Source organism: Pedobacter alluvionis, assembly GCF_003664035.1.
In the GTDB taxonomy this organism is placed as follows: Bacteria; Bacteroidota; Bacteroidia; order Sphingobacteriales; family Sphingobacteriaceae; genus Pedobacter; species Pedobacter alluvionis.
This window is the reverse complement of record NZ_RCCK01000013.1, coordinates 185,333-205,834: the sequence shown is the minus strand read 5'-3', so window position 1 is coordinate 205,834 and position 20,502 is coordinate 185,333. Positions and strand designations below refer to the sequence as shown.

The 20,502-nt window shown below is 38.5% G+C and carries 18 protein-coding genes and 1 riboswitch; of the genes, 10 read left to right on the top strand and 8 right to left on the bottom strand.

The window, feature by feature from the left end:
* Positions 1-200: 200 nt before the first annotated feature.
* The 3 genes from mfd (at position 201) to BCL90_RS17685 (ending at position 4,986) form a co-directional block, all read left to right on the top strand.
* Positions 201-3,539, top strand: a complete 3,339-nt coding sequence (gene mfd, locus BCL90_RS17695) for a transcription-repair coupling factor (RefSeq protein ID WP_121285374.1) — start codon at positions 201-203, stop codon at positions 3,537-3,539.
* 91 nt (positions 3,540-3,630) lie between these two features.
* Positions 3,631-4,767 carry an ATP-binding protein gene (locus BCL90_RS17690; RefSeq protein WP_121285372.1) on the top strand — a complete coding sequence of 379 codons (1,137 nt, stop codon included), beginning with the start codon at positions 3,631-3,633 and terminating at the stop codon, positions 4,765-4,767.
* The gene (locus BCL90_RS17685; protein ID WP_025141651.1) at positions 4,768-4,986 is read left to right on the top strand and encodes a DUF3820 family protein; all 219 of its coding nucleotides are present in this window, start codon (positions 4,768-4,770) and stop codon (positions 4,984-4,986) included. It abuts the gene before it with no gap.
* A gap of 208 nt (positions 4,987-5,194) precedes the next feature.
* Here BCL90_RS17685 and BCL90_RS17680 read toward each other — a convergent pair whose 3' ends face one another.
* Together BCL90_RS17680 and BCL90_RS17675 are read right to left on the bottom strand one after the other, a co-directional pair.
* Positions 5,195-5,911 (bottom strand): DsbA family oxidoreductase, encoded by a 717-nt coding sequence (locus BCL90_RS17680; RefSeq protein ID WP_121285370.1) that lies wholly within the window; start codon positions 5,909-5,911, stop codon positions 5,195-5,197.
* Between the two features lie 99 nt (positions 5,912-6,010).
* Positions 6,011-6,385, bottom strand: a complete 375-nt coding sequence (locus tag BCL90_RS17675) for a M14 family zinc carboxypeptidase (protein WP_121285368.1) — start codon at positions 6,383-6,385, stop codon at positions 6,011-6,013.
* Between the two features lie 254 nt (positions 6,386-6,639).
* A riboswitch (cobalamin riboswitch) is annotated at positions 6,640-6,847 on the top strand.
* 192 nt (positions 6,848-7,039) lie between these two features.
* Here BCL90_RS17675 and metE point away from each other — a divergent pair.
* From metE to BCL90_RS17660, 3 genes are all read left to right on the top strand, one after another.
* Positions 7,040-9,373, top strand: coding sequence for a 5-methyltetrahydropteroyltriglutamate--homocysteine S-methyltransferase (gene metE / locus BCL90_RS17670; RefSeq protein WP_121285366.1), 2,334 nt, complete (start codon positions 7,040-7,042; stop codon positions 9,371-9,373).
* 116 nt (positions 9,374-9,489) lie between these two features.
* Complete coding sequence (locus BCL90_RS17665; RefSeq protein ID WP_121285364.1) at positions 9,490-9,876, top strand: acyl-CoA thioesterase; 387 nt, start codon at positions 9,490-9,492, stop codon at positions 9,874-9,876.
* A gap of 61 nt (positions 9,877-9,937) precedes the next feature.
* Entirely contained in the window at positions 9,938-10,603 is a 666-nt protein-coding gene (locus BCL90_RS17660) for a class I SAM-dependent methyltransferase (protein ID WP_121285362.1), read from the top strand.
* A 129-nt stretch (positions 10,604-10,732) separates the two neighbouring features.
* Here the strand turns inward: BCL90_RS17660 and BCL90_RS17655 are convergent, their stop codons facing one another.
* From BCL90_RS17655 to BCL90_RS17645, 3 genes are read right to left on the bottom strand one after another with little or no spacing between them, the layout of a single operon-like run.
* Positions 10,733-11,542 (bottom strand): phosphatidate cytidylyltransferase, encoded by an 810-nt coding sequence (locus tag BCL90_RS17655; protein ID WP_121285360.1) that lies wholly within the window; start codon positions 11,540-11,542, stop codon positions 10,733-10,735.
* A gap of 47 nt (positions 11,543-11,589) precedes the next feature.
* Positions 11,590-11,796, bottom strand: coding sequence for a putative signal transducing protein (locus BCL90_RS17650; RefSeq protein ID WP_166792092.1), 207 nt, complete (start codon positions 11,794-11,796; stop codon positions 11,590-11,592).
* The gene (locus BCL90_RS17645; protein ID WP_121285356.1) at positions 11,777-12,703 is read right to left on the bottom strand and encodes a CPBP family intramembrane glutamic endopeptidase; all 927 of its coding nucleotides are present in this window, start codon (positions 12,701-12,703) and stop codon (positions 11,777-11,779) included. Before BCL90_RS17645 ends, BCL90_RS17650 begins: the two co-directional genes overlap by 20 nt.
* Positions 12,704-12,746: 43 nt before the next feature.
* Between BCL90_RS17645 and dusB the strand changes: the two genes are divergently transcribed.
* Positions 12,747-13,754: a tRNA dihydrouridine synthase DusB gene (dusB, locus tag BCL90_RS17640; RefSeq protein ID WP_121285354.1), complete on the top strand. Its 1,008-nt coding sequence runs from the start codon at positions 12,747-12,749 to the stop codon at positions 13,752-13,754.
* A gap of 35 nt (positions 13,755-13,789) precedes the next feature.
* A complete protein-coding gene (gene apaG, locus BCL90_RS17635) occupies positions 13,790-14,176 on the top strand; it encodes a Co2+/Mg2+ efflux protein ApaG (RefSeq protein WP_121286186.1) in 387 nt (128 codons plus the stop codon).
* 449 nt (positions 14,177-14,625) lie between these two features.
* Here apaG and BCL90_RS17630 read toward each other — a convergent pair whose 3' ends face one another.
* Positions 14,626-15,321 carry a zinc metallopeptidase gene (locus tag BCL90_RS17630; RefSeq protein WP_121285352.1) on the bottom strand — a complete coding sequence of 232 codons (696 nt, stop codon included), beginning with the start codon at positions 15,319-15,321 and terminating at the stop codon, positions 14,626-14,628.
* An 83-nt stretch (positions 15,322-15,404) separates the two neighbouring features.
* Here BCL90_RS17630 and BCL90_RS17625 point away from each other — a divergent pair, with 83 nt between their 5' ends.
* Positions 15,405-16,541, top strand: a complete 1,137-nt coding sequence (locus BCL90_RS17625; RefSeq protein WP_208529773.1) for an NAD(P)/FAD-dependent oxidoreductase — start codon at positions 15,405-15,407, stop codon at positions 16,539-16,541.
* Between the two features lie 388 nt (positions 16,542-16,929).
* Here the strand turns inward: BCL90_RS17625 and purU are convergent, their stop codons facing one another.
* Entirely contained in the window at positions 16,930-17,769 is an 840-nt protein-coding gene (purU, locus tag BCL90_RS17620) for a formyltetrahydrofolate deformylase (protein WP_121285350.1), read from the bottom strand.
* A 118-nt stretch (positions 17,770-17,887) separates the two neighbouring features.
* On the opposite strand from purU, the gene rmuC reads away from it, so the two are divergent.
* Positions 17,888-19,273, top strand: a complete 1,386-nt coding sequence (rmuC, locus tag BCL90_RS17615) for a DNA recombination protein RmuC (protein ID WP_121285348.1) — start codon at positions 17,888-17,890, stop codon at positions 19,271-19,273.
* A 177-nt stretch (positions 19,274-19,450) separates the two neighbouring features.
* On the opposite strand, the gene thiL is transcribed toward rmuC, so the two are convergent.
* Entirely contained in the window at positions 19,451-20,491 is a 1,041-nt protein-coding gene (gene thiL / locus BCL90_RS17610) for a thiamine-phosphate kinase (protein ID WP_121285346.1), read from the bottom strand.
* Between the last annotated feature and the right edge of the window lie 11 nt (positions 20,492-20,502).

Here is a 20,502-nt window from a genome sequence, read left to right as displayed (position 1 = left end):
AACACCACCTTTGTTACATCAATTTGCCCTTAATCGACGAATGGAGGATATATTTCGACCAAACGAGAAATGGAATCTAACAACAAGAACTTATTTCTTATCCCAATTTAATTTTCACATCGCAACCCTGCCAAAAATAGTTAAAAAAACCTTTACACAAATTGCGGGTTAATATTAAAAGATAAGCTTATTTTTGTGCCTTGAACATTCGCGATTTAATAAACAGATACAAAACCGACGATAGGGTAACTCAATTTACCAAAGCGTTGAATGCGACCAAAAACCCAAAGATACAATTAAAGGGATTGGTGGGCTCAGCCGATGCTATTGTTGCCCTTTCTTCTTATTTTCTATTACACAAACCCATAATGTTCGTTTTGCCGGACAGGGAAGAGGCCGCCTATTTCCAGTCGGACCTGGAAAGCGTGCTCGATAAACAGGTTTTATTGTTCCCTTCTTCGTACCGCAAATCTTTCGATTTTACGCAGGTAGATACAGCCAATGTATTGGCCCGTGCAGAGGTATTGAACGAACTGAACCACGATTCTGAATACGGAAAAATTGTAGTTTCTTATCCGGAAGCCATTGCCGAAAAGGTGATTGACCGCTCTGCATTAGAAAAAAACACTCTGGAAATTAGTTTAGGTGCTAAATTGGGCATCGATTTTATCAACGAGTTTTTAATTGATTACGATTTCGACCGCAGGGATTTTGTTTACGAACCGGGCCAATTTTCCATCCGTGGGGGTATTGTAGATATATTTTCTTTCTCTTCTGATTTGCCTTACCGCATTGAGTTTTTTGGCGATGAGGTAGAAAGCATCAGAAGTTTTGAAATTGAAAGTCAGCTTTCAGTTGCCGATGTTAAGTCGCTTACCATTGTGCCCAACGTTCAGGCTAAATTTTTAACGGAAAGTAACATCAGCATTCTTGATTATATTGATCAGGACACCCAGCTTTGGTTTAAGGATGTTGAGTTTACCCTCGATATTGTTAAAGCGGGATATAAAAAAGCGGTTGAGCTTTGGAAAGCACTTTCGCTTGATGATAAGAATAAAAACCCAGAATGGATTGATCCGAAATTTGCTTTTAGCGATGAGAAATTATTGGGCGATCATCTTCAGGATTTCCCTTTGGTAGAATTCGGCAAACAGTTCTTTTATAAAACAGATAACCGTTTTGAGTTTGAAACCAAACCACAGCCATCGTTCAATAAGGATTTCAATCTGCTGATCCATAACCTAAAGGAGAATGAAAAGGCAGGGATTATCAATTTTATTTTTACCGATTCGCCAAAGCAGATTGAGCGCTTATATGCCATTTTAGAGGATATTGATAAAACGGCCAAGTTTACGCCAATCAATAGCATGTTGCGCGAGGGTTTTGTTGATCCACAGATCCAAACGGCATTTTACACCGATCACCAGATCTTTGACCGTTACTATAAATACAAGCTTAAAAAAGGCTATCAGAAAAGTCAGGCTATTACCCTGAAAGATTTAAGGGAACTGAAATCTGGTGATTATGTTACCCACATTGATCATGGCATCGGCAAATATGCCGGACTTGAGAAGGTTGAGGTAAATGGCAAAACTCAGGAGATGATCCGCTTAATTTATGCAGATAACGACCTGCTTTATGTAAACATCAACTCTCTTAACCGCATTGCCAAATACAGCGGCAAGGAAAGTGGCGTACCTAAGATGAATAAGCTGGGCACGGATGCCTGGGACAAGCTAAAAAAAACTACTAAAAAAAAAGTTAAAGATATCGCCCGGGATTTGATCAAGCTTTATGCACTGCGCAAAACCCAGGCCGGAACGGCATTTTCGCCAGATAGCTATTTACAAACAGAACTGGAAGCGTCTTTTATTTACGAGGATACCCCGGATCAGTTAAAAGCGACGCAGGATGTGAAAAAGGATATGGAATCGCCACATCCAATGGACCGTTTGGTTTGCGGTGATGTAGGCTTCGGAAAAACTGAGATCGCCGTACGCGCAGCATTTAAAGCGGTAGCAGAGGGCAAACAGGCAGCGATATTGGTGCCGACTACCATTTTAGCCCTACAGCATTTTAAAACCTTTTCTTCACGTTTAAAAGATTTTCCGGTTACGGTTGATTACATTAACCGCTTCAAAACCAGTAAACAGATTAAAGATACTTTGGCTGAAGCAGCAGCAGGTAAAGTTGATATTTTGATCGGTACACACCGTTTGCTGAGCAAAGATGTAAAATTTAAGGATCTCGGCATCATGATTATTGATGAAGAGCAGAAGTTTGGCGTTACCGCAAAAGAAAGGTTAAAAGCTGTTAGGGTAAATGTTGATACTTTAACCCTTACGGCGACTCCAATTCCGAGAACCTTGCATTTTTCTTTAATGGGAGCAAGGGATTTATCTATCATCAGCACACCACCACCAAACCGCCAACCGGTAAGTACCGAATTGCATGTTTTTAATGATAAATTGATCCAGGAAGCCGTTCAGTTCGAATTAGACCGTGGCGGACAGGTATTTTTTATCCATAACCGGGTGAATGACCTGATGCAATTGGGCGGGATGATCCAGAAACTGGTTCCAAAGGCAAGAATTGGTATTGCGCACGGACAATTAGATGGTGATCAACTGGAAGATGTCATGCTCGATTTTATTAATGGCGAAAAAGATGTTTTGGTGGCCACTACCATTATCGAAGCAGGTTTAGATATTCCGAACGCCAATACCATCATTATCAACCATGCACACATGTTTGGTTTGAGCGATTTGCACCAGATGCGTGGCAGAGTAGGCCGGAGCAATAAAAAGGCTTTCTGTTATTTACTTTCACCACCATTATCTACCTTAACCTCTGAAGCCCGTAAGCGTTTAAGCGCAATCGAAGAGTTTTCTGATCTTGGCAGTGGCTTTAATGTGGCCATGCGCGATTTAGACATCCGCGGTAGTGGAAATTTATTGGGTGCCGAGCAGAGTGGTTTCATTGCAGAAATTGGTTTTGAAATGTACCACAAGATCTTGGACGAAGCCATCCAGGAACTAAAAGAAGCGGAATTTAAAGGCCTATTCGAAAATGAACCTGCTCGTCCTTTTGTGGGTTTTACTCAGGTAGACACCGATCTGGAATTATACATTCCGGATGCTTACATCACCAATATTACTGAGCGTTACAATTTATATACAGAGCTTTCTAAACTAGATAATGAAGCTGAACTCGCTATTTTTGAAAAACATCTGGCAGATCGTTTCGGGCCAGTTCCTCCACAGGTAAAAACCATGTTGAGTGTAGTACGTTTGCAATGGTTTGGCAAGAAACTAGGATTCGAGAAAATCAGTTTCAAGAAAAATAGTTTACGCGGATATTTCTTAAGCGATAAACAATCGGCTTATTTCGATTCGAATACCTTTACCAAGATTTTAACTTTTGCGCAGAACCACCCACGTATGTGTAATTTAAAAGAGGTAAAAAACACGTTAAGGATTGCTTTTGATAATGTAAGTACTGTTGAAGAAGCAATCGAAACATTGGAACTTATCGACTAAAAACGTTAATTCAGTCAGTTCGTTGACTGAATTAACGTTAATTGAGTCAGTCTATTGACTGAATTAACGTTTTTTACTATATTTGACTTAAATGGAAAGTCAAATTGTAAGATCTTTGAAGCCTATTATCCTCAATAAAATTGGGAAAAATAAGGTCATCTTAATTTTCGGCACAAGGAGGATAGGCAAAACCTGGTTAGTAGAAAGCATTATTAAAGATGCCAATATCAACCATCTTTCTTTAAATGGAGAAGATCAGGATGTACAAGTGTTGCTGTCAACCCGTACAGCGGCAAATTATAAAAGGGTTTTGGGTGATGCCAAACTGCTTATTATTGATGAAGCCCAGGTTATCCCCGAAATCGGAAAAATATTAAAGTTACTTATTGATACTTTCAAAGACCTCACCATTATTGCAAGTGGGTCATCTACTTTCGACTTATCGAACCAAACAGGTGAACCTTTAACCGGAAGAAGTTTAACCTATTATCTCTACCCGATAGCACAAGTTGAATTGGATAAAAAGGAAAATGCCTTGCAAACTACCCAAAACCTTGAAGAAAGATTAATTTTCGGTTCTTATCCGGAGTTGTTTCATTTGAGCTCATTGGCTGAAAAAGCGCAATATTTGACTGAACTGGTTAAATCATATCTGTTAAAAGACATTTTGATGTATGAGAACATCCAAAATAGCGCGAAACTGCTGGAATTATTAAAGCTTATTGCTTATCAGGTAGGATCGGAAGTTTCCATTGATGAAATTTCCCGTACTTTGGGCATTAGCAAAAATACAGTAGACCGTTATCTTGATTTACTTTCAAAGGTTTTTATCATCTATAAAGTTGGTGGATACAGCAATAATTTACGGAAAGAGGTTACAAAATCATCTAAATGGTATTTTTACGATAATGGCATCCGGAATGCAATCGTTAATGATTTTAGGTTATTAGCATTACGCAATGATCAGGGTATTTTATGGGAAAATTACTGTTTTAGTGAGCGCATAAAAAAAATGGAGTACGAACAGCAAAATTCTACTTATTACTTCTGGAGAACTTATGACCAGCAGGAAATAGACCTTATTGAAATTAATAACGGAGAAATCTTGGCTGCTGATTTCAAATGGGGAAACCAAAAGAAGAAGATACCTGGCTTTTTTGCTAAAAACTATCCTCAAGCCACCTTTTCTGTAATTAACAACGAAAATTATTTAGATTTTATATTATAAATGTTAGACCCAACCCTATTACTCGATTTAGTGAAAATGCAAATGCCTTACGGAAAATATAAAGGTTACCTGATCTGCAATATCCCAGAAAGTTATTTGCTTTGGTATAAGGATAAGGGTTTCCCGAAGGGTAAATTGGGCGATTTAATGGCTACGATGTTTGAAATACGGGTAAATGGATTAGAATATCTGTTAACGCCGTTGAAAAACCAGCGGTGATGCCCCACTAAAGGAGGCAAACCATAAAATATACTGTCATTTCGAGCGGAGTGCAACGAAGCCGAGAAATCTATCTAGACAGATCTCTCCATTGCGCTGCGCTCCATCCGATAGCTATCGGATCAAGATGACGACTACTCTATAATGAACCCCTCAGATCAAAATGATTTTCGCAGAAAAAATCTGCGTCGATCAGCGTAAAACAAATCTATATCTCACAACCATTCTCATCACAAACCGCATCATCATTTTTATTTAATGAGGTAAGTGTGGTTTTAGGCTGAGTTTCTTTCCACTCGGTAAAACTCTGGGTAAGCGCATCGGTAAAAGCCTGAACAGACTGAGCACCGGAAACCCCATATTTGCGGTCCATTACAAAATAAGGAACTCCTCTAATACCTAAATTCTGGCTTTCATAAATATCATAACGAACAGCTTCGCTAAATTGATCTCCTTTTAAAACCTCTTCTGCTTCAGCACGATTTAACCCGATTTCTTCAGCAAGATCAACTAAAACATCGGTTTCGCCGATATTTTTACTGTTTACAAAATGTGCTTCAAACAGTTTTTCTTCCGCTAAATCCTGAAGACCGTGTTTTGCTGCCAAATGGATCAAACGATGTGCATTAAAGGTATTTGCTGGAATATTGGTATCAAAATCAATGGTTAAACCTGCATTTGCAGCCATATCTACAACTTGCTTAGTCATTTGTTTGGCTTGCTCAACCGGCATTCCTTTACTTCTCGAAAGGTAATCGTACACTGTTTCATTATCGGTATTGTGATACTCCGGATTGAGCTGAAAACTCTTCCAATCTATTTCAATTTCGTTTTTGAAGGGCAATTTTTCTATCGCCTGCTCAAAATGTCTTTTTCCAATATAGCAAAACGGACACATTACGTCCGACCAGATTTCTACTTTCATAACACAAAATTAAGCGGTTTATAATTGGCTATAGTAAGGCCAAAGTAAAAAGCCATTATTGTTTGGGGTAGTGGTTCCATATCTCAATAAAGTTTACATTCAGATATCGTCCTTTATATTAGATTCCTGCGCCAAAACTTTGGCTTGCTCTGCGCTAATTTCGGCATGAGCCAGTTGCTGCGAAATTTCTTTATAGCGGTCTAATTTTTTTAGGTTTTCAGGAGAAGAAACAATCAACATATATTGACTTCTGCCTTCTTCGGTTTTACCGATATCAACCAGTTTAATCCGATTAGAACTGACCGCAAGTTTTTTAAAATAGGCTTCTGTTTGGGTGTAATTGGCCAGTTGATAATCGTCGCCGATATCAAAACCAAAATGCGATTTTGGCGTGGGCACTTCTTGCGACAGTACCACACAGCTATTTACCATTAAAAAAGCAATGCAAAGCCCTTTAAAGTAGGTTTTTATCATAAGAAGAAGTTTAGTCGGGTAATCAAATATAGTAGAGAATCTGTACCAAAAAGGGCTTGCTGTAAATTTGTTACAAGTGATTTAAGATGCTTTAGACTTAATATTTATAAAAAATCCGTGTTTATCTGTGTGCATCTGTGGTTAAAGAAATAAATACCATCGATTGGAAGGAGGCAAAATCAATGCTTACAAAAATACCTTAATCTTTAAATCCTAATCCATACATTTGCCTTGATGTAAGTTCTTAACTTTATTTTTCATCAACCGATACAGGTTCCCGGAATTACACCCGGGATTAATAGGGAATCGTGTGCAAATCACGAGCTGTCGCGCAACTGTAAATTCTGTCTTTATCAAAAAGACAACGGTCTTATCATTCATGCCACTGTTCCGTTTTACCGGGATGGGAAGGCGATAAGATCGGGAATAAGTCAGGAGACCTGCCTATATTGAATTGACGGTGCTTTCGCGTTATAAAGTAATTGGTCAGGTCTGATTGTACACAATAAAATTAAAATTTTATATGCTTGCTTTAAGCTTTTTGCTGATGAGTGGGCAGGCTGTGCCATAACCTTTCCTTTTTTATTTTAACAGAAAAGTATAAAATACTGATTTGAGCTTTTAAACGATTTATTTACTTAATCTTTAAAAGAGATGCTAACGCAAAATCTGGGCTATCCGCGAATAGGTAGCCAAAGGGAATTAAAGAAAATCTGCGAAAATTACTGGGCAGATAAAACTGGGTACAAAAATGTACTTCAGGTGGGAAAAAACATTCGCCACGAAAATTGGAACCTTCAAAAAGAAGCTGGAATTGATATCATTCCATCGAACGACTTTTCTTTTTATGATCATGTTCTTGATCATTCATTAACCTTTGGGGCAATACCGAAAAGGTACAACGAAGTGATTCTGAAAAAAGGAAATACTGAACTTGATCTCTATTTTGCTATGGCAAGAGGCTATCAGAAAGAGGGATTGGATGTGGTAGCAATGGAAATGACCAAATGGTTTGATACCAATTACCATTACATTGTGCCCGAGTTTTACAAAGACCAGCCTTTTAAACTTTTCTCAACCAAAATTATCGATGAGTTTTACGAGGCAAAACAATTGGGTATTACCACCAAACCTGTTCTAATCGGTCCGGTTTCTTACCTTTTACTGGGAAAAGAAAAAGAAACTGGCTTTGAAAAAATAGACCTGATCAAAAATCTGCTTCCGGTTTATATCGAGATTTTATCCCGTTTAGATGCTTTGGATGTAGAATATGTTCAGTTTGATGAACCATTTTTGACTTTAGACCTTACCGAAAAAGACAAGAAAGCTTATGAATATGCTTACAAGGAACTTAGAAAGGCTTTCCCAAGATTAAAAATTGTTTTAGCCACTTATTTCGAAGGCTTGGGCAATAATTTAGCGCTTACTACTTCATTACCGGTTAATGTTTTACATATCGATCTGGTGCGTGCAGAAAATCAATTAAATGATGTTTTAGCGTTGTTAAAAGAAGACATCATCCTCTCTTTGGGTTTGGTAGATGGAAGGAACATCTGGAAAAATGATTTCGAAAAATCTGTATCCATAATTAATCAGGTGGTAGAAAAAAGAGGAATAGATAAAGTGTGGATTGCACCATCCTGCTCATTAATCCACTCTCCGGTTGATTTAGACAATGAAACCAACGAGAAAAATTTATCGGCTGAAATTAAACAGTGGCTGGCCTATGCAAAGCAAAAAATTGCGGAAGTAGCTACCTTAAAAAAACTGATCACCAACGAGAGCCCTGCATCTACCCTGCAAAAACTTGAGGAAAACAAAATTGCGATCGCCAACCGCAAAGTTTCTAAAATCATCCACAATCCGGCAGTAAAAGAGCGCGTTTTGGCTTTAAAGGAGCAGGATGCAGAACGTTTGAGTCCTTTTTCGGCCAGAAAAATCAAACAACAAGAGCTTAATCTACCCATTTATGCCACTACAACAATTGGATCATTCCCACAAACAGCAGAAGTAAGAAGCTGGAGAGCTAAGCTTAAAAACGGAACTTTTACTGTTGAAGAATATGATAATCTAATTGCCCAGGAAACCAAAAACGCGGTAAAATGGCAGGAAGAAATCGATCTGGATGTACTCGTACATGGTGAGTTTGAACGGAACGATATGGTTGAATACTTCGGTGAGCAACTGGATGGTTTCGCCTTTTCTAAAAACGGATGGGTACAAAGTTATGGCTCGCGCTGTGTAAAACCACCGATCATTTTTGGCGATGTTTCGCGTCCTGAACCTATGACGGTGAAGTGGACCGCCTATGCACAGTCGCTTACTTCGAAATACATGAAAGGTATGTTAACTGGTCCGGTAACCATTTTACAATGGTCATTTGTGCGGAATGATCAGCCACGATCAGAAACTTGTGCACAGATTGCCCTGGCTATCCGTGATGAAGTTTGCGACCTGGAAAATGCGGGTATTAAAATCATCCAGATTGATGAACCGGCCATTAGAGAGGGCTTACCCTTGCGCAAGACAGATTGGCAAAAATACCTGAACTGGGCAGTTAAAGCCTTTAAAATTTCGGCTAGTGGTGTAAAAGACGATACACAGATCCACACACACATGTGTTATTCTGAGTTTAATGATATCATCCAGAATATTGCCGATATGGACGCTGATGTGATCACCATTGAAACCTCACGTTCACAAATGGAGTTATTGGATGCTTTTGCCGATTTTAAGTATCCAAACGAAATTGGTCCGGGTGTGTACGATATCCACTCACCAAGGGTTCCAAAACGCGAAGAAATGGTTCAGTTACTCAAAAAAGCGAAAGCGGTTATTCCTTCAGATCAGCTTTGGGTAAACCCTGATTGTGGCTTAAAAACCCGCGGATGGGACGAAACAAAAAAAGCATTGATCGAAATGGTTGAAGCTGCAAAAGAGATGCGTAAAACGGAAGAAGTACTATCAGCAGATCTTCAGGCAAATTAATTTGCCTCATTTTTTGCCACGGAGACGCCGATCATTTTCTCTGAAGCAAATCTTTACTTTGACAACTTTCTGGTTAGAAAGTTGTCAAAGCTTTTTACTCATCATATATTTACCCCATGACCTTAGAAGAAAGAATAGAAAATTCGAAAACCAGTATTTTTAAAGCCGTTTTCCCAAATACAACCAACCATTATGATACGCTTTTTGGCGGTACCGCCATGCATTTAATGGATGAAGTTGCTTTTATTACCGCCACGCGTTTTAGCCGTCAGATTATGGTAACGGTAAGTAGCGATCGGATAGATTTTAAAAAACCAATCCCAGCGGGTACCATCATAGAGCTTATTGGTAAAGTAAGCCATGTTGGGAATACCAGTTTAAAGGTTAATGTAGAAATTTACATTGAGCAGATGTATGCCGAAGGAAGGGAACTGGCCGTACATGGCGATTTTACTTTTGTAGCCATCGATGAAAACAAAAAACCGGTACAGGTAATCAAATAATGTTATAAGTTTTAGCTAAGATGGTATAAAAATCATCAGGTTTAAATCTTTAAATTTGATCATGGAGCATCAACATTCGGAAGAAGATTTAAAAAATATTGCGAAACAATTAAGTTGTCCTGAAGGCGAACATGGCATTAAAACAGGTGAGATGATGCATGCCAGTAATCTTGGAATGACCAGCTCAGCCATTGATGCATTAAACCTCCAAAACAATAATACCATTTTAGAAATCGGCCATGGTAATGGTGGGCATATTGCTCAATTATTATCAAAAGCAGAAAATCTAAAATATTATGGCGCCGATATTTCAGAAACAATTATTGCCGAAGCAGAAAAAATCAATCAGGATTTTGTTGATAAAGGTATTGTCCATTTTGAGCTAACTGATGGTGATACGCTACCTTTTGAAAGTAATCAGTTCGATAAAATTTTTACCGTCAATACCATCTATTTCTGGGGCAATCCAAGTAAATATCTTAACGAGATTAAGCACACTTTAAAACCAACCGGCATCCTTGCCTTATGCTTTGCCGATAAAACCTTTATGCAAAATCTTCCATTTACTTCTTATGGCTTTACGCTTTATGAAGTAGAAAAAGTACAGGAATTATTGGAAAGTGCTGGCTTCAAAATTAAAAATACCCTTAAAAAAACCGAACAGCTAAAAAGCAAAACAGGCGAGCAGGTAGAAAGGGAATATTATGTTGTAACGGCTACAGCATAAGAACACATTATAGTCCTCGTTTATAACGAGGATTAGCGAGAATAGCGATTGTATCGCTAATAACAAAAACTACATTACAAATGTGAATCTCATTCATCCTCGTTACAAACGAGGATGATAGATAAACCTTTAATACAAAATCAGATACAAATAGGCATAAACCACCGGAGCAGCCAATAACAATCCATCAAAACGATCTAGCAAACCGCCATGCCCAGGTAATAATCCACCACTATCTTTTGTATCCAGACTGCGTTTAAGCATCGATTCTACCAGATCACCCAGTGTACCAAAATTTGCAATTAATAAGGCCATACCAGCCCATACCCATGCCGGACTTTCTGTAAACCAGAATGAAAGGCCAAAAGCAACCAACACGCTGGTAAACATCCCCCCAAAAAAACCTTCCCAACTTTTCTTCGGCGAATGGCGTTCGAAAAGTTTTCGTTTACCGTATTTTACACCAAAAAGATAGGCCCCCGTATCATTTGCCCAAAGCATTAATAAAAAAGCCAGGGGAAAGTGAAAGTTATACTCGTTCCAATTTTTTAAAAAGCCTAGTGCGTGAAAAAAACAAAAAGGGATGGTTACGTAAACAAAACCCACAAAAGTGTAAGAAATATTGGCAAACGGAATTTTGTTTTTCTTATATAGTTCGGTAATAAAAACCGAGAAAATCAAAGGAATACAAAGCAACAGGTATTTCACATCATATTTTAAGTAATGTAAACCTGCAGCCATTAAAAATATCAAAGATCCGGCAACCAAACCAATATTCCGGTGTGGCCTGATGCCAGAATTTTTAATCAACTTATAAAATTCGAATAAAGATAAAACACTTAAAACAAGGTAAAATAGGGTAAATGTATAACTCCCCAAAAGGATAGAGCCAAGCATTACAATGGTAAAAAAGAAAGCGGTTATTGCCCTAGTTTTCATGTTAAAAATGTAAAATGGGAGATGTAAAATGAATGATGTTTAACATGTTATTCAATTTCGTTTTCAACGATATATTCTATGGCCTTATCGAAATCGATCTTATTTACCAAAACATTTATTTCGCCAATATTATAAGCCGAGAGCTGTTTATTTATTGTTACCGCCGGGATGCCAGCTTCTGTTAGTCCCTGCTTTAATACCTCTGCCGCAAAGGCATCGCTGGTGGTATATACTTTAACCCAATTTTCGCTCACGTGTTGCGTTATCTTTAAAAAATTTAAACAAAGCTATGGTAATTATTGCACTAATTAAATAGCCATACCACGGAAAACCGATCGGTTCATCAGCTTTATCAAGAGGCATGTGGTGTTTTTGCATATAAAAAGCAGCACAAACTGCATAAGCGTTGTTTAAAAAGTGCGCCAGCATGGCATACCAGATACTTCCACTATAATAATACAGATAGCCAAAACCTGCACCCAGCAGCATGCGCGGCAGAAATCCATAAAACTGGAAGTGGATCGCACTGAAAATAATGGCTGCACTCCAAATGGCAATGTGATGATTGCCCAACATTTTTTGCAACGAACCTTGTAGCCCAGCCCTGAAAAAGAGTTCTTCGCCAATAGCAGGCAATACCGCAATCATCACCAGGTTAACCACAAAATCCCAGTTACTCCTCACCGTAATCAGTTGAATGGTCATTTTCATGGCTTCCTGCTCCTTTATTTTCATCCAGTTTTCCAGTCCTTTCAAAAACTCAGGCAGTACCATTTTTTGATTGACAACCGCTACCCATTCCATAACAGGCATACTCACCACCATAATGGCAAAAACCAAAACAAAAGGAAGAAAATTAGGTTTGTTAAACCCGTAAAAAGTATTCGGTTTTTGTCCTTCTGTATATGCTAAAACAATAGGAGGTAAAATAAACATTCCTATGGAACTCGAAATCTGGATTATTTTTAAGGCTGTGATAAATTTAGGATCGCCACTCATAATTGATCCAAATTCGCCAAATATAGAGGTGCCATAAACAATTGCAACTACTATAAAGCCTAATAATGTGCATATTACCGCACCGACGGCCCAGTAAACGCAAAGTAAAAATATCTGTAAAAGTGGGTGGCTGCCTTTGCAGATGGGTGTTACAAAATTCATTATTTGTACCTTTGTATGTTTTATTAATCGTTGAAGATAGAAAATGTCTGTTAAGATAGGAAATATAGATTTAGGTGAGTTCCCCTTATTGCTCGCTCCAATGGAGGATGTAAGCGATCCGCCGTTCCGTTACGTATGCAAAAAAAACGGGGCTGACATGATGTATACCGAGTTTATTTCTTCGGAAGGCTTAATTCGCGACGCGGCAAAAAGCAGACAAAAACTTGACATTTTCGAATACGAAAGACCGATCGGCATCCAGATTTTTGGTGGAGATATCGATCACATGCGCGAAGCCTCAGAAATTGCTTCTGCCGCAGGTCCGGATCTTGTGGATATTAATTATGGCTGTCCGGTAAAAAATGTGGTTTGCAAAGGCGCAGGCTCCAGTTTGCTGCAAGACATTGATAAAATGGTAAAAATGACTGATGCAGTAGTTAAAGCTTCGCATTTGCCTGTTACCGTGAAAACCCGCTTAGGCTGGGATGACAATACCAAAAATGTTTACGAAGTGGCTGAAAGACTTCAGGATGTGGGTATCAAGGCACTTACCATCCATGGCCGAACAAGGGCTCAATTATATAAAGGCGAGGCAGATTGGGCGCTTATCCGCGAAATTAAACGCAATCCACGCATCAAAATCCCGATTTTTGGCAATGGTGATGTAGATAGTCCAGAAAAAGCGGCCAACTGGCGTATGGAATATGAGGTAGACGGCATTATGATCGGTCGTGCAGCCATTGGTTACCCATGGATTTTCCGCGAGGTAAAACACTTCTTCAAAACCGGCGAACACCTTGCCGGACCAACTATTGAAGAAAGGATTGACGTTTGTCGGACCCATTTGGATAAATCACTGGAATGGAAAGGACCTAAAACCGGAATTTTCGAAATGCGCCGCCATTATGCAAACTATTTTAAAGGTCTGCCAGATTTTAAACCTTACCGTATGCGTTTGGTGGCAGAGCCCGATATCAATAACATTTACAGCATTTTAGAAGAAGTGGCAGAGAAATTTGCCGACTACGATGCCACTAAAGTACTGGCTTGATTTTTGAAAGGTTTTTTCTTACATTCGTTATCATCATGGTTACAGCTATTACAGACGGGGTTAAAGTTTCAGTAGAAACAGTTTACCAGCCAGAATATTCAAATCCGGCCAACGAGCATTTTATGTTCGCTTATCGCGTAGAAATTTCCAACCTTTCTGATTATGCTGTGCAGTTAATGCGCCGTCAATGGTTAATTTTCGATTCGAACTCCAGCCGTAGGGAAGTAGAAGGTGAGGGTGTTGTCGGTTTGCAGCCTATCATTCAACCTGGCGAAACGCATGTGTACGTTTCTGGTTGTAACTTAAAAACCGATATGGGCAGCATGAAAGGTAGATATTTGATGAAACGTGATATCGACGGTTCACAATTCGATGTCGATATTCCCGAATTTCAGCTGGTGGCTCCTTATAAATTAAATTAATATTTCCTTATTTTTGTCACCCTGAGCGTAATCAAAGGGCGAAACCAGTATTCATTTTTTAGAAAAGCAATTTCAGCATTTCATTTTAATGTTAGTCCTGCTTTTCATTTCAAGTCCGCACTCGTTCCTCGCTTACGGGCTTTACATTGCAATCAGGTTTAAATTGCAGTGGTTCTGCTAATAATCAAAGGTTTAACAGCATTACGTATAAATCCTTCCTCCGCACCCTGCAACCCAAAATAGTACCAACTTACCGTGCCACTTAAACCCGATCGAAGCGGGATGCCGATATTTTTCTATCGGCAGAAGCGGGAGCGGGACCGGAGGCTACCTAAGAACCACAAAACCTGCTTTCCAAAAAACATTTATTATAAAGAGAAAAGCTTAATAACCAAAAACGGCCGGGATATAAATCCCAGCCGCGTTGTATTTTCATAATTGGATATTTTTTAATCCCTGCTTCTTCCAAAAAGCATCGATGCGTAATATAATAAATTGGCTAATGCACCAACAGCTGCTACTACATACGTCATGGCTGCCCACCAGAGCGCGTCTTTAGCCTGCGCATTTTCCTCTTGTGTTTGCATCACGCCATTGTTATTTTTTAGCCACGTCAATGCACGGTTACTGGCATCAAATTCGACTGGTAAGGTAATGATACTAAATATGGTTACCAATGCTAAACCTACTACACCAATGGCCAAAACAATTGGGTTTCCGGTAAAACCTATTAACAATACTCCAATTAATAATACCCATTGTAAAAGATTAGATGATATGCTTACTACCGGCACCATGCTGCTTCTTAACTGTAACCAGTTATATGATTTCGCCTGTTGCACTGCATGCCCACATTCGTGAGCCGCTACTGCCGCCGCCGCTACGCTTCGGCTATAATATACATCTGTACTTAAATTAACGGTTTTATCTGATGGATTGTAATGATCTGTTAATTGCCCTTCGGTACTCATCACTTTCACGTCATATATCCCATTATCATGTAGCATTCTTTCTGCTACTTCCTTGCCCGATAAACCAGAGCTTAATTGCATCTCGGCATACTTGGAAAACTTGTTTCTAAACCGCCATTGTACAAACATGCTCAGCAATAATACCGGGATGATTAATATTAAATAAACTCCCATTTTCTTATGTATGTTTTTCGTTTAGCCTATATCAAAAAGCGTTCCCATATTATTTGAGTGTTAAAAAACAGTACATTTATATTATGTTAATTGATCTTTCATACTGGGAAAAAGAATCTTTTTTAAATTATGATGTCATTATTATTGGTAGCGGAATTGTGGGTTTAAATGCTGCCATCCACCTTAAAAAATCAGCACCATCCTTAAAAATTTTGATACTGGAACGAGCCCTTTTACCAGCTGGTGCAAGTACAAAAAATGCGGGTTTCGCATGCTTTGGTAGTATTTCTGAACTCATAGAGCAAGAAGAAACCTGCGGACCGGAACAGCTTACCTCACTGATAGAAAGAAGGTGGAAAGGTCTGCTCAAACTGCGTAACTTATTGGGCGATAAAACCATTGATTACCAATGTTTAGGCGGATACGAATTATTTAAGCATAAACACCATTTTTTGGCCGACACATGTGTATCCAAAATTGAACATTATAATCGTCTTATCAATGATATTGTTGGAGCCAATGCTTTTTGCATTAGCAATAATAAAATAAAAGCTTTTGGTTTCGAATCAATTGAAACTTTGATAGAAAACCGATATGAGGCACAGATAGACAGCGGCAAAATGATGTTTGCTTTAATCCAATATGCACAACAACTCGGGATCTCTATTTTTAATAACTGCAAGGTAGATCGTTTGCTTCAGGAAACAGATGGTTCTCATTTAATAACCAAAAACGGAACCTTTTTTTGCAAGAGATTAATATTAACCACCAATGCATTTATTAAAGAGTTATTACCTGATGCTGATATTACTCCGGGTCGTGGGCAGGTTTTAATTACCAAACCCATTAAAGATTTAAAGATAGCAGGTACTTTCCATTACGATAAAGGTTATTATTATTTCAGAAATATAAACGGACGGATTTTACTGGGTGGCGGCCGCAACATTGATTTTAAAGCAGAAGAAACCACTGTACTCGGACAAACCGAACCCGTACAGCTGGCCTTGGAAAAACTATTAAAAACCGTAATCTTACCGAAAACCACTTTCGAAATAGATTACCGTTGGAGCGGCATCATGGCTTTTGGTAGAGTATTGGAACCTTTCATAGCAGAAATCCGCCCAAACGTATTTTGCGCAACCAGGTGTAACGGCATGGGTGTTGCTATTGGCTCGCAAACAGGAGAAGATGTGGCGAATTTATTGTTGAAAAAATTATAGTTATTTTTTACCACGGAGAACACCGAGAAAAAGCACAGAGAACATAGAGTTCGGTTTTTTGTTAAAGATCTTTCTAAAAAACATCGTCATCTCGACTGGAACGCATTGGAATGGAGAGATCTAACACGAGAAAAATTTTTCTTCGTAGAATTTGTATTTCTGCCAAGCTAGGCCAAAGCACTACATCTTCGTTCTAATTAAATCCGGCCTAACAAATTTTTCAGGCTCCACTAACTCAGCGAGTAAAAAAGTATTCATTACGAAGCACACAAAGCAATCCCCTTGCTAACTGTAAGTAGCGATCTTTGTAAGAATGCTTCGTCGGCTGAAAAAGCCTTCTCGCAATGACGACTCTTCGCGGCTTCACAATCCGACAAACGCTTATCACTTACTTGAACACCACCGTTTTATTACCACTTACAAAAACGCGGTCTTCGAAAATAAGTTCCAAAGCCTCCAGTAATACTTTTTTCTCTATTTCTTTACCTGCCCTTACCATTTCTTTCACGCCAAAATTATGGTCAACGTGATTGGTGTGCTGGGTAATAATCGGGCCTTCATCCAGGTTATCGGTAACAAAATGTGCAGTAGCCCCGATAATTTTTACCCCACGCTCAAAAGCCTGGCGATAGGGATTGGCACCTATAAAAGCTGGTAAAAAGGAATGATGAATATTGATGATTTTACCAGCAAAGTCTTTTACAAAATCAGTTGAAAGAATCCGCATAAATTTAGCTAACACCAAATAATCTATCTCAAATCGATTGATAATAGTTTTTACTTCAGCCTCGAATTCACTTTTATCCTTATTGTTATGATCCACAAAAAAATAAGGAATGCCTAGTTTTTCGGTAAAATCCCTCAGGCTTTCATAATTGCCAATGACACATTTAACATTGGCACCTAAAGTTTTAAACTGGTTTTTAATCAGTATTTCTGCCAAACAGTGGTACTCCTTCGTTACCAGAACGGCAATCTGTTTCTCCTGTTTGGTAATTAAATTTACCTCTGCAGCATTAGGAAGATTTTCTAAAAGTTTCTCCTTTAATTTTTCCGCATCTTCTAAATTTCCTTTACAGGCAATCCTTGTAAAAAATGCTTTATTTGCTTCATCAACAAACTCGCGCATGGCGATAATATTCAGTTGATGTGCGGCCAGCGCACGGGTAATATTGGTAACCAAACCAACTTGATCGGGGCAGGAAATAAGGACAGTTAAAGCGTTCATTTATAAAATACTAATAGCCAATTATAGAAAAATTTTACCGTTTTTTATGATTCATTTTGACTAATTTTTTTTGGTATATCTATTTTAAATCTCCATTTTTGCTAAAATTTTTATCATTATGGAGATTATCGGCATTGCTTTACTAATTGTTATTTTAATTGTCCTGGTCATTTTATTGCTAAAGAAACCCCAAGCAGCACTATCTGTTGTATCGATAGAAGATTTTGAGCGGATAAAAAGTGAAAATGAAGCTTTAAAAATTAGTTTAGCGAAAGCTGATGAACGTGTTTCTAATTTATCTACTGAAAAAGATCACATTACTGCCTTGCTTAAAGAAGAACAGCAACGCTTAATTGATGAATTACAGGCTGAACGGGATCGGCTTGCCGACGCCAACCGTGAGCTGGAAAGCACCAGATCATTCTACCTGGCTGAAAAAGAAAAGTTAGTGGAACAAAAATTAAGTTATGAGCAGTCGCAACAAAAACTGAATAAAGATTTCGAATTGATTGCCAATAAAATTCTGGAAGAAAAATCCACCAAATTTATTGAACAGAACCGCACCAACCTGGATATTATCCTCAATCCTTTAAAAGAAAATATAAAAGCTTTTGAAGATAAAGTAGAAAAGGTTTACAAAGCCGAATCTGACGAAAGGAATATTTTGAAAGGTGTCATTTCTGAACTGCAGACTCAAAGCAAACTCATCCAGGAAGATGCCAATAATTTAACCAAAGCTTTAAAAGGCGACAGTAAAAAACAGGGAAACTGGGGCGAGATCATTTTGGAAAAGGTGCTGGAGCGATCTGGTTTAGTTAGGGATCAGGAATACCGTATCCAGGCTTCCCATACCTCCGCAGAAGGTAGCCGCTACCAGCCCGATGTGGTGATCGACCTCCCGGATGATAAACACCTTGTTGTTGACGCTAAGGTGAGCTTGGTGGCTTATGAGCGTTCTGTATCAGCAGACACCGATGAAGAGCGTGAAGGCTATGTAAAACAGCACCTGGCCTCAATTAAGAATCACATCCAGGAATTATCTGCTAAAAACTATCAGGATTTATATAAAATCAATTCTCCGGATTTTGTTTTGCTGTTTGTTCCAATCGAATCTTCTTTCAGTATCGCGGTTCAAAAAGATGCAGAACTTTTCAACTTTGCATGGGACAGAAGGGTAGTAATTGTGAGTCCATCAACGCTTTTGGCTACTTTACGCACCATTGCCAGTATGTGGAAACAGGAACGCCAGAACCGCAACGTAATGGAAATTGCCCGTTTGAGTGGCAGCATGTACGATAAATTTGTGGGTTTTGTTGCCGACATGGAAAACATTGGCAAATACATCAAAAACGGGCAGGATGCTTATGATAAAGCCATTAATAAACTATCAGTCGGTTCAGGTAATCTAACTAATACTTCAGAAAAGATTAAGAAATTGGGTGCAAAAGCTACTAAACAGATTGATACGAAGTATTTGGATATTAACGAAACGCAAGATTTATAATTTTCATAATTATAAGGCGAAGCCGACGGATTTCTGTAATCTATACCAAAAAAAGGATTTAAAAGAACAATGTCGTCATTTCGAGCGAGTGCAACGAGTCGAGAAATCTATATCAGCAGATCTCTCCATTTCGCTACGCTACAGTCGAGATGACGACGTATCGTTTTTTACAAAAATCTATTTATTAAAAGCATTCCAGCCCTGGGCTTTTAGCTCATGCACTTTTTCTGATTTAGAAACCATTTTGCAGCCCGAGTTTTTATCGGTAACATGTCCAATTACGGTGATATCTACATCATGTTTCAGTTTTTTATAATCTTCCTGACTGATAGTAAACAACAACTCATAATCTTCGCCACCACTTAATGCACAAACCGTTGGATCTAAACCTAACTCACGGGCAGTTTCATAAGTCATTGGATCTAAAGGAATTTTCTCTTCATAAATGGTCATTCCTTTATCAGATTGTTCTGCCAAATGCAAAATTTCAGAAGCTAAACCATCAGAAACATCGATCATAGAGGTTGGTTTGATATTCATTTCATCTAAAAGCGCAACAATATCCATCCTGGCTTCTGGTTTCAATTGTCTTTCGATGATATAATCTTTACCTTCTAAATCTGGTTGGATCTGTGGATTTTCCAGATAAATTAATTTCTCTCTTTCTAAAATTTGCAGCCCTAAATAAGCACCACCCAAATCACCCGAAACACACAATAAATCATGTTCCTGAGCGCCATTTCTGTACACTACTTTATCTGCATCAGCATAACCAATACTGGTAATACTGATAACCAAACCTTGTTTACTTGAGGAAGTATCGCCACCGATTAAATCAATGTTATATTTGTTGCAAGCCAGTTCAATTCCCTTGTAAATCTCTTCAACAGCTTCCAGCGGAAATTTGCTCGACAAACCCAGTGAAACCGTAATCTGGCTTGCCTTTCCGTTCATCGCATAAATATCACTCAAGTTTACCTGCACTGCTTTATATCCCAGGTGCATTAAAGGCACATAAGCCAAATCGAAATGGATTCCTTCCAACAATAAATCGGTCGAGATTAAAGTCTGTTTTCCTTTAGCATCTAAAACGGCTGCATCATCTCCAACACCTTTTACGGAATAATCATTTTTAATTTTGAAATTAGTGGTCAGGTGTTTAATTAACCCAAATTCTCCTAATTCATTAATATCTGTACGCTCTTTATTTTCAAACATATACAATAGTT

Bases quoted from the DNA above. Each gene is read 5' to 3' on its own strand.
- BCL90_RS17690 (WP_121285372.1), top strand. From the start codon at position 3,631: ATGGAAAGTCAAATTGTAAGATCTTTGAAGCCTATTATCCTCAATAAA.
- BCL90_RS17685 (WP_025141651.1), top strand. From the start codon at position 4,768: ATGTTAGACCCAACCCTATTACTCGATTTAGTGAAAATGCAAATGCCT.
- BCL90_RS17680 (WP_121285370.1), bottom strand. From the start codon at position 5,911: ATGAAAGTAGAAATCTGGTCGGACGTAATGTGTCCGTTTTGCTATATT.
- BCL90_RS17675 (WP_121285368.1), bottom strand. From the start codon at position 6,385: ATGATAAAAACCTACTTTAAAGGGCTTTGCATTGCTTTTTTAATGGTA.
- metE (WP_121285366.1), top strand. From the start codon at position 7,040: ATGCTAACGCAAAATCTGGGCTATCCGCGAATAGGTAGCCAAAGGGAA.
- BCL90_RS17665 (WP_121285364.1), top strand. From the start codon at position 9,490: ATGACCTTAGAAGAAAGAATAGAAAATTCGAAAACCAGTATTTTTAAA.
- BCL90_RS17660 (WP_121285362.1), top strand. From the start codon at position 9,938: ATGGAGCATCAACATTCGGAAGAAGATTTAAAAAATATTGCGAAACAA.
- BCL90_RS17655 (WP_121285360.1), bottom strand. From the start codon at position 11,542: ATGAAAACTAGGGCAATAACCGCTTTCTTTTTTACCATTGTAATGCTT.
- BCL90_RS17645 (WP_121285356.1), bottom strand. From the start codon at position 12,703: ATGAATTTTGTAACACCCATCTGCAAAGGCAGCCACCCACTTTTACAG.
- dusB (WP_121285354.1), top strand. From the start codon at position 12,747: ATGTCTGTTAAGATAGGAAATATAGATTTAGGTGAGTTCCCCTTATTG.
- apaG (WP_121286186.1), top strand. From the start codon at position 13,790: ATGGTTACAGCTATTACAGACGGGGTTAAAGTTTCAGTAGAAACAGTT.
- BCL90_RS17630 (WP_121285352.1), bottom strand. From the start codon at position 15,321: ATGGGAGTTTATTTAATATTAATCATCCCGGTATTATTGCTGAGCATG.
- BCL90_RS17625 (WP_208529773.1), top strand. From the start codon at position 15,405: ATGTTAATTGATCTTTCATACTGGGAAAAAGAATCTTTTTTAAATTAT.
- purU (WP_121285350.1), bottom strand. From the start codon at position 17,769: ATGAACGCTTTAACTGTCCTTATTTCCTGCCCCGATCAAGTTGGTTTG.
- rmuC (WP_121285348.1), top strand. From the start codon at position 17,888: ATGGAGATTATCGGCATTGCTTTACTAATTGTTATTTTAATTGTCCTG.
- thiL (WP_121285346.1), bottom strand. From the start codon at position 20,491: ATGTTTGAAAATAAAGAGCGTACAGATATTAATGAATTAGGAGAATTT.